The organism is Formivibrio citricus (genome assembly GCF_900115065.1).
Classification (GTDB): Bacteria; Pseudomonadota; Gammaproteobacteria; order Burkholderiales; family Chitinibacteraceae; genus Formivibrio; species Formivibrio citricus.
This window is the reverse complement of the sequence record NZ_FOVE01000003.1, coordinates 24742-37402: the sequence shown is the minus strand read 5'-3', so window position 1 is coordinate 37402 and position 12661 is coordinate 24742. Positions and strand designations below refer to the sequence as shown.

Genomic DNA, 12661 nt, shown 5'->3' with positions numbered 1-12661 from the left:
GAATCAGAATGACCTTTATCCTTGATCCACGAACCGTCGTCCTGATGGGTATATTTATCGGCGCCATTGCCAGTATGGCTCTGCATGTCCTGCTGGTTTCCGTAAATCGTCCCTCCCCGGGTTTGCGTTGGTGGAGCGCTGGCTTATACCTGATGACTTCCGGCATGGTTGGTTTTGTATTGCGCGATCTGGCTCCTGACTGGATTACCTATGGGCTGAGTACTGCCGCTTTGCTCGGGGGGCATGCCGCGATATGGATTGGGTTGCGGCGCTATACCGCGACGCAAGGACCGCGTGATCTGCTGCTGTTGCCGGTTGGGCCGCTGGCGGGTTTGCTGACGCTCTGGATGTTTTATGCGGGGGCAAGTTATCTGGCGCGGGTTGTTGTGTTTTCGTTGTTTTTTTCCGGGATCTCGTTGCTCTGTGCGGCGACTTGCCTGAAAGTGTGCCCGTCAGGCTCGATAGGCAGAAAAACCTGCGGTCACCTGCATCTGGTCATGATTGCGATCAGCTTGTTGCGTGTTGTTTTGCTGATGGGCGAATCCGGTGGCGGCTTGTTGACAGCGCAGTGGAGCAATCTGGCCGTGTTTGCCCTGACCTTGGCCGCTATTCTTTGCTCATCCTTTTGTTTCCTGTTGATGAATTCGGAATGGTTGTTGCAGCAACTTGAGCATGCTGCCAGTCATGATGATTTGACTGGCATTCTTAACCGGCGCGCTTTTCTTGCGCAGGCGCTGCATCGGCTGGAAGAGGCGCGACGCTTGAATGTGCCGCTCTCGCTGGTCATGCTCGATATCGATCATTTCAAGCAAATCAACGATAGCCATGGCCATCAGGCAGGGGATATGGCTTTGAAAAAAATCGCGCAAACCATTCTTGAAGCGACGCGCAACTACGATCTGGTTGCCAGAGTGGGCGGAGAGGAATTCATGGTGCTGTTGCCGCACACTGATCTCGACTCCGCCCGCGCCTGGAGTGAACGTATACGTCAGTTGATCGGGCAGTTGTCGCTGCAATATGCAGGACAACATCTGTCCGTGGCTGCGAGTTTTGGCGTGACGCAATTTGTGCGTGAAGACAGTAGGCTGGATATGCTCATGAGCCGTGCCGACAGGGCACTTTATGTGGCCAAGGAATCGGGACGCAATCGGGTTTGTGTGGGTTGATGGATGATGATGGATAGTGATTTTATGCGTCTGGCGCTCGCCGAGGCGCAAAAAGCGGCCGAGCTTGGTGAAGTGCCGGTCGGCGCAGTGGTGGTGCTGGATGGCGAAATAGTCGCCACGGGTTTCAATCAGCCGATCAGCCGCAGCGATCCTTCCGCGCATGCCGAGATGGTTGCGCTGCGTGCGGCGGCCGGAAAGCTCGGCAACTACCGCTTGCCGGGTTGTGAGCTGTACGTCACGTTGGAACCCTGCATCATGTGCGCTGGGGCGATCATGCATGCGCGGCTGGCGCGTGTGGTGTATGCGGCGACCGATCCGAAGACGGGGGCGGCGGGAAGCGTGATCAACCCGTTCGAGGATCGCCGGCTCAATCACCATACCGAGGTCGTGGGAGGGGTGCTGGCGGAGGAGGCCTCTCAAATGTTGTCGGCCTTTTTTTCGGAGCGTCGCCGGCAGCAGAAAGCCGCCCGGGATGTGCTGAGCGGGTGATTGCCGGTTCCTTTGGGCGGGTTTATTTGTTACAATGCCGAAAACCCGAGTTTTATCAGGGTGTGCTTACCGAATGGGCGCAGTTTTGCAGCCCATTTTTTGTTTGTGTCGTTCCTGAAGCAAAGAAAGTTGAAATGGCGCTGAATCTGCAAACGCTGCTGGAAGAAACCGTCCCGGGTATGGGGTATGAGCTGGTCGATGTCGAGTTCGGTTCGCGCGGCTTGCTGCGTGTGTTCATCGACAAGCCCGAGGGCCTCACCATCGACGACTGCGTGGCGGTGAGCAACCACCTGACGCGGCTTTTCATGGTGGAAAACATTGCCTACGAGCGCCTCGAGGTTTCGTCGCCGGGCATGGATCGCCCGCTCAAGAAAGTGGCGGATTTCGAGCGCTTTGCCGGCGAGGCGGTGAAGGTGAAATTGCGCGTGCCGCAGGAAGATGGTCGTCGCCATTTTTCCGGCAAGCTGTTGGGGTTGATCGATGGCAACGTGACGATCGAGCAGCAGAACGAGACCTTGCGTTTTCCGCGTCAGACCGTGGATCGCGTGCGTCTGGACCCGCAGTTTCCGGAGCCGGGTGCCAACAAGAAGAAATAAAGGTGCGCCCACGCAAGTGGTCGAAGAGAATTTCGTATTGAATCGGGGCGGGTGAATTCCGCCGTGGAGGTGTGTGCAAAATGAATCGTGAAATCCTGGTGCTGGTCGATGCGCTGGCACATGAAAAGAACGTGGACCGTGAAATCGTCTTTGGCGCGCTGGAGTCCGCGCTGGCTTCCGCGACCAAGAAGCGGTTTGAAGACGAGGTGGAGGTTCGGGTTTCCATTGATCGCATCTCCGGGGAGCAGCGCTCGTTCCGTGTCTGGACCGTGGTCGAGGATAATGACCACGAGGAGCCGGCTCGTCAGATTGCCATTACCGATGCGCCGGAATATGACGCCAATCTCAAGGTGGGCGATACCTGGGAAGTCGAACTTGAGCCGATCGAATTCGGCCGTATCGGCGCTCAGGCGGCCAAGCAGGTGATTCTGCAGAAGATTCGCGATGCCGAGCGCGAGCAAAGCCTCAACGACTTCCTGCAGCGCCGCGAGCATATCGTTTCTGGCACGATCAAGCGTATCGAGCGCGGCAACGCGATCGTCGAAATCAACGGCAAGCTCGAAGCCCTGCTTCCGCGTGATCAGATGATTCCGAAGGAAAACCTGCGCGTGGGTGACCGTACCAAAGCGTTCCTGCTGCGCATCGACCGCATGGCGCGTGGCCCGCAGATCATCCTCTCCCGTACCGCGCCCGAGTTCATGGCTAAACTGTTCGAGCTGGAAGTGCCGGAAATCGAAAACGGTTTCATCGAGCTCAAGGCCGTAGCGCGTGATCCCGGCATGCGTGCCAAGATCGCCGTCAAGTCGAACGATCAGCGCGTTGATCCGCAAGGCACTTGCATCGGTGTGCGTGGTGCGCGCGTCAATGCAGTGAGCAACGAACTCGCGGGCGAGCGTGTCGACATCGTGTTGTGGTCGCACGATCCGGCGCAATTCGTCATCGGCGCCCTGTCGCCGGCAGAAGTGACTTCGATCATTGTCGATGAAGATGGTCACAGCATGGATGTGGTGGTCGACGAAGAAAACCTCGCGATGGCCATTGGCCGTGGCGGCCAGAACGTCAAGCTCGCTTCCGAGCTGACCGGCTGGAAACTCAACATCATGACCGTTGACCAGGCTGAACAGAAGCATCAGGCCGAATTCGACGACGTGCGCCGCATGTTCGCCCAAGCGCTAGACGTGGACGATGATGTTGCCGATGTGCTGGTGCAGGAAGGCTTCAGCACGCTGGAAGAAGTGGCCTATGTGCCGCTCAACGAAATGCTCGAGATCGAAGCTTTTGACGAAGATACCGTCAACGAGCTGCGTGCCCGTGCCCGCGATGCCTTGCTGACGCAAGCCATCGTGCGCGAGGAAAAGCTCGAACATCAATCAGAGGATCTCAAGTCGCTGGAAGGGATGACGCCGGAATTGGCGGCTCAGCTTGCCGAGCACGAAATCCATACCCGCGATGAGCTTGCCGAGTTGGCCGTGGACGAACTCACGGAAATGACCGGCATGGATGAGGAAGCCGCCAAGCGCCTCATCATGAAGGCTCGCGAACACTGGTTCGCGTAAGCCAGGAGGACAAGGCATGAGTGAAATGAATGTCAGCCAATTTGCAGCGGAGCTGAAAATACCGCCGCAGGAGCTTCTGGAACAACTGGGCGCAGCAGGTGTCAGCAAGAAATCGGTGGACGACACCCTCTCCGCCGGCGACAAGGCGCGCCTGCTCGAACACCTGAAGCAGAAGCACGGCAGTGGCGAAAAGTCCAAGATCACACTGACGCGCAAGCAGACCAGCGAAATTCGCAAGACCGATGCTACCGGCAAGGCCAAGACCATTCAGGTCGAGGTGCGCAAGAAGCGCGTGGTCGAGGCACCGGATGCGGCTCAGGCCGCACTGGCAACAAGCCGTGCGGGCGCGGTGTCGAACGTGATCGATCAGGAAGAGCGCAAGGTGCGCGAGGAAGAGGCGCGTCGCCAGTCCGAGCTGTTCGCCCGCCAGGCCGCCGACATGCGCGCCCGTCAGGAGCGCGAGGCACGCAAGGCTGCGCCCGAAGCGTCGGCCAAGGCAGAAGAACCGCAACAGGAACCGGCACCCCACGTGGTTGCGCCTGTCGTTGAAGAAAAGCCGGTTGCAGCCCCTGCTGCGCCAGCTCACAAGCCGCGTGTAGAGCCGGTGGGCGACCGCCCGCGAGTCGGCCAGCGCGTCGAGCTGCGCAAGCCGAGCAGTCAGCCGCTGCGTGCGCCCGAGCCCGCCAAGCCCGCTCCCCAGGCTGCGCCCTCCGCGCCCAAGAAGGATGACAAGAAATCCGGCAAGAAGGATTGGGATGACGACAAGCGCGGCAAGAAGGGTGGCCTGAAAACCCGCGGCGGCGATGCGTCGGGAGGTGGCTGGAAGTCCAAGAAGGGCGGCGGCAAGCACCGGAGCGACGACTCCAATGTCCACGCCTTCCAGGCCCCGACTGAACCGCAAATCAAGGAAGTCGCCATTCCTGAAACCATCTCTGTCGCCGATCTGGCGCACAAGATGGCCGTGAAGGGCGTGGAAGTGGTCAGGGCGCTGATGAAGATGGGCATGATGGTGACCATCAACCAGGTTCTGGACCAGGAAACCGCGATGATCGTCGTTGAAGAGATGGGCCACAAGCCGATTGCCGCCAAGCTCGACGATCCGGAAACCTATCTTGAAGATGCCGAGAGCACCGAACACGATCTCTTGCCGCGTGCTCCGGTTGTGACCGTCATGGGCCACGTCGACCACGGCAAGACTTCGCTGCTGGATTACATCCGCCGTGCCAAGGTTGCGGCCGGTGAAGCGGGCGGCATTACCCAGCATATCGGTGCCTACCATGTGGAAACCGAGAAGGGCATGATTACCTTCCTCGATACGCCGGGTCACGAAGCCTTTACTGCGATGCGTGCTCGCGGCGCCAAACTGACCGATATTGTGGTGCTGGTGGTGGCGGCTGATGACGGTGTGATGCCGCAAACCATTGAAGCCATTCACCATGCCAAGGCCGCCGGCGTGCCGATGGTGGTGGCGGTGAACAAGATCGACAAGCCCGAAGCTAATCCGGAACGTATCCGCCAGGAACTGGTTACCCATGAAGTGGTTTCCGAAGACTGGGGCGGCGATACCATGTTTGTTGAAGTGTCGGCCAAGAAGGGCTTGGGCATTGAAGCCCTGCTGGATGCCATCCTCTTGCAGGCTGAAGTGCTGGAGTTGAAGTCGCCTGCCGATGTGCCTGCCAAGGGTATCATTATCGAAGCGCGTCTCGACAAGGGGCGTGGTCCGGTGGCTTCCTTGCTGGTGCAGTCGGGTACGCTTCGCAAGGGCGATGTGATCCTTGCCGGTCAGGTGTATGGCCGTGTTCGTGCCATGCTGGATGAGAACGGTCAGTCGATCAATGAAGCTGGCCCGTCGATTCCGGTGGAAATTCTCGGTCTGTCCGATGTTCCTGCTGCCGGTGAGGACGCCATGGTGCTGGCTGACGAGAAGAAGGCGCGCGAAATTGCCCTGTTCCGTCAAGGCAAGTTCCGCGATGTGAAGCTGGCGCGTCAGCAGGCTTCCAAGCTGGAAAACATGATGGCCCAGATGACCGAAGGCGAAGTGCAGTCCATGCCGATCATCATCAAGGCCGATGTGCAGGGTTCTTCCGAAGCGCTGTCGCAATCGCTGCAGAAGCTTTCCACGAACGAAGTGCGCGTGCAGATCCTGCACTCGGCCGTGGGCGGCATCTCGGAATCCGACATCAACCTGGCTCTGGCTTCCAAGGCTGTTGTGATCGGCTTCAATTCCCGTGCCGACGCCGCTGCGCGCAAGCTGGCCGAGAACGAAGGCGTCGATATCCGCTACTACAACATCATTTACGATGCGGTGGATGATGTGAAGGCTGCGTTGTCTGGCATGCTGGCACCAGAAAAACGCGAACAAATCCTGGGTATGGTTGAAGTACGTCAGGTGTTCACGGTTTCCAAGATCGGTACGATCGCGGGTTGTCTGGTCATGGAAGGCATGGTCAAGCGTGGTGCGGGTGTTCGTCTGTTGCGCAATAACGTGGTTATCCACCAGGGTGAGCTGGAAAGCCTGAAGCGCTACAAGGACGACGTGAAGGAAGTGCGTGCCGGTACCGAATGCGGCTTGTCGCTGAAGAACTACAACGATCTGATTGTTGGCGATCAGTTGGAAATCTTCGAAGTGGTCGAAGTGGCCCGGACACTGTAAGGCGTGAGGGGGAAGGAGTGAGGTGTTGCTCCTTCTGCTTCGATTGGCGCAAGGCGGATGTCTTGCGCCTTTTCCTTTTAAAGATCGTATTCGGGTAGATAGGCCGTTCACCTCACGCCTTACCCCTCACTCCTCACAGGAGGAAGCGAAATGCCCAAGAATTTTTCCCGCGCCGACCGTGTGGCGCAACAGATCCAGCGCGACATCGCTGAATTGATCCGCGGCGAGCTGGATCATCCCAAGGCCAAGTTGGTGACAATTACCGACGTGGAAGTCACGCGCGACTACTCGCATGCCAAAATCTTCTACACAGTGCTCGGTACGGAAGAAGAGGCGACCGAGATTGGCAAGATACTGGAGCATGCCAAGGGCTACCTGCGCAGCCAGATCGCCCGCAGTATTTCGCTCTATAAAATGCCGGAGTTGCATTTCGTGTATGACCACTCGGTCGAGCACGGTGTGGCGCTGACCCGTCTGATCAACGAAGCCACCAGCCTGCCCAAGGCGCCGGACGAAGAAGGCTGACCCTCTTCACCACAGAGCCACAGAGGTGGGGAGAAAGTAGCCCCTGTTTTTGTGGCTTGATTTTCTCTGTGTCTCTGTGCCTCTGTGCCTCTGTGGTTCAAGGTTTTGACTTGTTATGGCAAAAAGAAAAATTGATGGCGTGCTGTTGTTGGACAAGCCGTTCGGCTTTTCCAGTAACGGCGCCTTGCAGAAATGCCGCTGGCTGCTTTCGGCCGAGAAGGGCGGGCATACCGGCGTGCTCGATCCATTTGCTACCGGCTTGTTGCCGCTGTGTTTCGGCGAGGCGACCAAGTTCGCCCAGCGTATGCTTGATGCCGACAAGGGGTATCGCGCCACGATCAAGCTCGGCGAAGTTTCGACTACGCTCGATGGCGAGGGCGAGATTACGCGCTCGGGCGAGGTGACGTGCGACGAAATCGAAGTACGCCGGGTGCTGGATACCTTTCTGGGCAAGATCAGCCAGATCCCGCCCATGCATTCCGCGCTCAAGTTCGAAGGCAAGTCGCTCTACGAATATGCGCGCAAAGGTGTCGAAATCGAACGCGCGGCACGGCAAATTGAAATCTACGCGCTGGATCTCATCGATTTTGCCGATGACATCCTGATGGTGGACGTGCGTTGCTCCAAGGGAACCTACATCCGCGTACTGGCCGACGATATTGGCAAGGCGCTCGGTTGCGGAGCTTACCTGACTGGCTTGCGTCGCACTCAGACAGCCGGTTTCCGGTTGGAAGATGCCCGCACCTTGGTCGATTTCGAGGCCATGGATCTGGCGGCGCGCGATGCCAGCCTGCTGCCGGTGGATGTGTTGATTCAGGATTTGCCGCGCCTTGATTTGAGCGCGGATGAGTTTGAACGTATCCGTCATGGCATGACCTGCCGCATGGCGGGAGAGGGTGAATTCCGCCTTTACGCGCCAGGCGAAAGCAGGGATAATGCGCGGTTCATCGGTTTGGGCGAAGTGGTGGATGGTTTGCTGCGGCCCAAACGACTGCTCTCCGGCCTTTGAACGGCTGCGGCTGTAAATCGAGACCGGACGGTGAAAGAAGCCAGAGGGGGTGCAAGCTCCTTCCGGCTCGTCGGACGAGAGTCCATTCCATCAATCAAGGAGTTTTAGAAATGGCAGTTACCGTTACCCAGAAGGCAGACATCGTCAAGCAATTCCAGCGCGCTGAAGGCGATACCGGCAGCCCGGAAGTTCAAGTCGCTCTGCTGACCGCCCGCATCAATGACCTGACCCCCCACTTCAAAGCCAACACCAAGGATCACCACTCCCGTCGCGGTCTCTTGAAGATGGTTTCCCGTCGCCGTCGTCTGCTTGACTACCTCAAGCGCACCAACGCCGACAGCTACCGCGATCTGATCGCCAAGCTGGGTCTGCGCAAGTAATACCGGCAAAAAGGTCGCAGCCAAGGCTGCGACCTTTTTGTTTGTACCTTTTTCCTGCCTCAACAGCGGCTCAGGCGGGTTGGAAAAAGTAGTGGTGTGCCTGGGCTGGCAGTTCGGAAATCTTCCCGGATTTCCTCCAGCCGAACTGCAGCGGAATGCAATCATGTCCCGGCTGGGGACAGACGAATGAAAAGGAACCAAGACAGTGTTCAATAAAATCATCAAAACCTTCCCTTACGGCAAGCATACCGTGACCCTGGAAACCGGCGAGATCGCCCGCCAGGCGACCGGTGCCGTACTGGTCAGCATTGACGATACCGTCGTGCTTGTAACCGTTGTTGCTGCCAAGAATGTGAAACCCGGTCAGGATTTCTTCCCGCTGACCGTGGATTACCAGGAACGTACCTATGCTGCCGGCAAGATCCCCGGTGGTTTCTTCAAGCGCGAAGGTCGTCCTTCCGAGAAGGAAATCCTGACTTCCCGTCTGATTGACCGCCCGATCCGCCCCCTGTTCCCGGAAGGCTTCTATAACGATGTTCAAATCGTTGCGACCGTGATTTCGGTCGATCCGCAGATTGATTCCGATATTGCCGCCATGATTGGTGCTTCCGCTGCCCTGGCGGTTTCCGGCGTGCCGTTCGATGGCCCGATCGGTGCAGCACGCGTCGGCTATGTCGATGGCCAGTACGTGCTGTGCCCGACTGCTGAAGAGCTCAAGAATTCCAAGCTCGACCTCGTGGTGGCAGGTACCGAACAGGCTGTGTTGATGGTCGAATCCGAAGCCGACGAGCTGCCGGAAGATGTGATGCTGGGTGCCGTGGTGTTCGGTCACGAACAGATGCAGGCTGCGATCAAGGCCATCAACGAACTGGCCGACGAAGTGAATCCGGAACTCTTCGACTGGACCGAGCCGGTCAAGAACGAAGAACTGATCGCCAAGATTCGCGACCTGTCCAGCGCTGGCCTCGACGCTGCTTACAAGATCCGTTCCAAGCAACTGCGTACCGCCGCCGTCAACGAAGTCTGGGCCAAGGTCAAGGAGGCGCTGATTACCGAAGAAACCGGTACGCTGGCAGCCAACGAGATCAAGGACATCTTCCACGGACTGGAAGCAGAAATCGTGCGTGGCCAGATCCTGCGCGGCGAGCCGCGTATCGATGGTCGCGATACCCGCACCGTGCGTCCGATCAGCATCCGTACCGGCGTGCTGCCGCGTACCCACGGGTCCGTGCTGTTTACCCGCGGCGAAACCCAGGCGCTGGTTGTTGCTACCCTTGGCACCAGCCGCGACGAGCAGATCATCGATGCGCTGGCCGGCGAATATACCGACCGCTTCATGCTGCATTACAACTTCCCCCCGTATTCGACTGGTGAAACCGGCCGCGTCGGCAGCCCGAAGCGTCGCGAAATCGGCCACGGTCGTCTGGCCAAGCGTGCGTTGATCGCCATGCTGCCGAAGCCGGAAGATTTCAGCTACTCGATGCGCGTGGTTTCCGAAATCACCGAATCCAACGGCTCCTCGTCGATGGCTTCCGTTTGCGGCGGCAGCCTGGCGTTGATGGATGCCGGCGTACCGCTGAAGAACCACGTGGCCGGTATTGCCATGGGTCTGATCAAGGAAGGCAACCGTTTTGCCGTACTGACCGACATCCTGGGCGATGAAGATCACCTCGGTGACATGGACTTCAAGGTGGCCGGTACCGATTCCGGCGTAACCGCGCTGCAGATGGACATCAAGATCAACGGCATCACCAAGGAAATCATGAAGGTGGCGCTGGATCAGGCCAAGGAAGGCCGCATGCATATCCTCGGCATCATGAAGGGCACGCTGGAAGGCGCTCGCCAGGAAGTTTCCGAGCATGCCCCGCGCATGTACGTGGTGAAGATCAATCCCGAGAAGATCCGTGACGTGATCGGCAAGGGCGGTGCCGTGATTCGTGCCATTACCGAAGAAACCGGTACCAGCATCGACATCCAGGACGACGGCACCATCACCATCGCTTCCGTCAGCGCCGAAGGCGCCGATGCGGCCAAGAAGCGGATCTCCGAAATTACCGCAGAGGTTGAAATCGGCAAGATCTACGAAGGTCCGGTGGTCAAGATCCTCGACAACAACGTCGGTGCCATCGTTTCCATCATGCCGGGCAAGGATGGTCTCGTGCACATCAGCCAGATCGCCAACGAACGCGTCAAGAACGTGAGCGACTACCTCAAGGAAGGTCAGGTCGTGCGCGTGAAGGCGCTGGAGCAGGACGAACGCGGTCGCGTGCGCCTCTCGATCAAGGCTGTGATGAACGAAGAAAACCCGCCGGCAGCCGCAGCTCCTGCTGTAGAAGCTGCACCGGAAGCACCGGCTGCGGAATGATTCGCAGATAGGCAGTAGCAAAAACGCCAGCCCAAAAGGCTGGCGTTTTTTTGGCTGCTCTGCCCCAAAGTTGTGTCGCAGGCCGCAAATTTGATTGCTTGCGCCGAAATCCGGCCGCAATCTGTGCAAACCTCTGGATTCCGGCCTGCGCTGGAATGACGAAGTAGATGCACTGGTACGCAGCCTTTTGTTGGGCTGCCGGCTGCGCAACTTGGCCAGTGGTCTTAGGCTCTGTTGACGTTGGTTACAAATCTGCGCTGGGCCGGAAAATGCCAGTCACAAGGCATGCGACGCAGACAATAACCGGTTATTTTCAAGGCGCATAACGCGGTGAATGGCGTTTTTCCGTCCCAGCCCTTCGGGTTTGGGGTATTTCGAGCGGCTTTCTGCGTTGCAAACCGCTTGCAATACCCGTATTGCGGCGCGCTTTGCGCCTTGAAAACCATCTCGAACTACCCTAAACGCAGATTTGTAACCAGCGTCAACAGAGCCTAACGGTAACAGGGGCTTCTCGCTGCTATCCAGAGCAACAAAAAACGCCACGGAAAATCCGTGGCGTTTTTGCTGTGTACTACCGGACGGGGGCCAGATTACTTCTTGGCGCAGTCCAGCGGCAGTACGGTCTTGCCGTAGACTTCGTTCAGGATCTGGGCAACGGCGGCGTAGAAAGCGGAAGCGCCGCAGAAGATGCCTTCGAAGCCGGCGATGTGGGCAACGGTTTCGCTGCCGGTGGCCTTGTCAACGACCAGCAGACCGAACAGGACGACCAGCGAGCCGAAGATCACTTGCAGGGCGCGGTTCAGCTTCAGGGTGCCGAAGAACATGAACAGGGTGAAGATGCCCCAGATGCCGAGCCAGATGGCCATGGTGGCGCCGTTGGCGGCAGGCAGGCCGAACTTCGGCATGAGGATGATGCCGACCAGAACCAGCCAGAAGAAACCGTAGGAAGTGAAGGCGGTGGCACCGAAGGTGTTACCCATCTTCCATTCCTGAACGCCAGCGATCACTTGGGCGATGCCGCCGTAGAAGATGCCCATGGCCAGGATGGCAACGTTCAGTTCGATGAAACCGGCGTTGTGGATGTTCAGCAGGATGGTGGTCATGCCGAAGCCCAAGAGGCCCAGCGGAGCGGGATTGGCGTATGCGCCGTGAGTGTTTTGCGACATTGGTAACTCCGTTAAAGAAAAACTGGCTGAGAAGAGTTCAGCCAGACCGCGCGCGAATCTACACGGATGCTTGTAAGTATGCCTGAAAAATGTCGGGCGTTTTGACCTTGATCAATAGGGTAAATTCACGGCCTTTCGTGACGTTAAAGGTCAAAATATCAATCAGTTGGACTGAGAATCGGAGAAGAGAGTGAAAACATGCGCCCCTGGATTGCTCATTCCAGGGGCGTGGTGGGGCTGTCAGCTGCAGCGTTTGATGTGCGTGCCGTTTCGTGAATTACCGGTTCCGGTCATGATGCTTGTAGCCATGTCCGTGATCACGTCCATGCCCTGGTTTGTAGTGATGGTCGCGTTCCCAGCGGCCCGGGACGAAATGATGGCGATCACCACGGTGATCCCAGCGATGCGGTGTCCAGATATAACCGGGTCGCGCCTTGATCCAGTAGCCGTCTACCCAGACATGACGGTGATTGTCCCAACGCCAGTAACCCGGAGCCCATATATAACCGTGGCGCGGGGCAGGCACCACTTCTACATGGTGTACTGGCGGAGGCACATTGATGCCGATGCTGACATCCACACGGGCGTTGGCTGGGGCTGCGGCCAGATAAAGGGTGGAGGCCGTGAGCAGCAGGGCAAGGGTGCGGGCAAGCGGTTTCATGATGGTTCTCCTCGGTTTGTTTGATCTGGTGCGTTCATGCACGACTCCCTGTGAACAACGCAGCAGATGGAAATCGGATATACAAAGTGAACGTA

At 58.1% G+C, this 12661-nt stretch carries 11 protein-coding genes; 9 read left to right on the top strand and 2 right to left on the bottom strand.

Going from position 1 to position 12661, the window contains the following annotated elements:
• Window positions 1-8 precede the first annotated feature (8 nt).
• From BMZ36_RS02535 to pnp, 9 genes are all read left to right on the top strand, one after another.
• Complete coding sequence (locus tag BMZ36_RS02535; protein ID WP_091190981.1) at window positions 9-1166, top strand: GGDEF domain-containing protein; 1158 nt, start codon at window positions 9-11, stop codon at window positions 1164-1166.
• A gap of 3 nt (window positions 1167-1169) precedes the next feature.
• Window positions 1170-1655, top strand: coding sequence for a tRNA adenosine(34) deaminase TadA (gene tadA / locus BMZ36_RS02530; RefSeq protein ID WP_245747753.1), 486 nt, complete (start codon window positions 1170-1172; stop codon window positions 1653-1655).
• Window positions 1656-1789: 134 nt separating this feature from the next.
• On the top strand, window positions 1790-2251 hold the full coding sequence (gene rimP / locus BMZ36_RS02525; RefSeq protein ID WP_373277397.1) for a ribosome maturation factor RimP: 462 nt from the start codon (window positions 1790-1792) through the stop codon (window positions 2249-2251).
• A gap of 80 nt (window positions 2252-2331) precedes the next feature.
• A complete protein-coding gene (gene nusA / locus BMZ36_RS02520; protein WP_091190977.1) occupies window positions 2332-3807 on the top strand; it encodes a transcription termination factor NusA in 1476 nt (491 codons plus the stop codon).
• Window positions 3808-3823: 16 nt separating this feature from the next.
• Window positions 3824-6460, top strand: coding sequence for a translation initiation factor IF-2 (gene infB / locus BMZ36_RS02515; protein WP_091190972.1), 2637 nt, complete (start codon window positions 3824-3826; stop codon window positions 6458-6460).
• A 150-nt stretch (window positions 6461-6610) separates the two neighbouring features.
• The gene (rbfA, locus tag BMZ36_RS02510) at window positions 6611-6985 is read left to right on the top strand and encodes a 30S ribosome-binding factor RbfA (protein WP_091190969.1); all 375 of its coding nucleotides are present in this window, start codon (window positions 6611-6613) and stop codon (window positions 6983-6985) included.
• A 115-nt stretch (window positions 6986-7100) separates the two neighbouring features.
• On the top strand, window positions 7101-7994 hold the full coding sequence (gene truB / locus BMZ36_RS02505; protein ID WP_091190966.1) for a tRNA pseudouridine(55) synthase TruB: 894 nt from the start codon (window positions 7101-7103) through the stop codon (window positions 7992-7994).
• Window positions 7995-8104: 110 nt separating this feature from the next.
• Window positions 8105-8374, top strand: coding sequence for a 30S ribosomal protein S15 (rpsO, locus tag BMZ36_RS02500; protein ID WP_091190961.1), 270 nt, complete (start codon window positions 8105-8107; stop codon window positions 8372-8374).
• 205 nt (window positions 8375-8579) lie between these two features.
• Window positions 8580-10739 carry a polyribonucleotide nucleotidyltransferase gene (gene pnp / locus BMZ36_RS02495; RefSeq protein ID WP_091190956.1) on the top strand — a complete coding sequence of 720 codons (2160 nt, stop codon included), beginning with the start codon at window positions 8580-8582 and terminating at the stop codon, window positions 10737-10739.
• 590 nt (window positions 10740-11329) lie between these two features.
• On the opposite strand, the gene BMZ36_RS02490 is transcribed toward pnp, so the two are convergent.
• The gene (locus BMZ36_RS02490) at window positions 11330-11905 is read right to left on the bottom strand and encodes an acetate uptake transporter (RefSeq protein ID WP_091190952.1); all 576 of its coding nucleotides are present in this window, start codon (window positions 11903-11905) and stop codon (window positions 11330-11332) included.
• Window positions 11906-12182: 277 nt separating this feature from the next.
• The gene (locus BMZ36_RS02485) at window positions 12183-12566 is read right to left on the bottom strand and encodes a YXWGXW repeat-containing protein (protein ID WP_091190951.1); all 384 of its coding nucleotides are present in this window, start codon (window positions 12564-12566) and stop codon (window positions 12183-12185) included.
• Window positions 12567-12661: the final 95 nt, after the last annotated feature.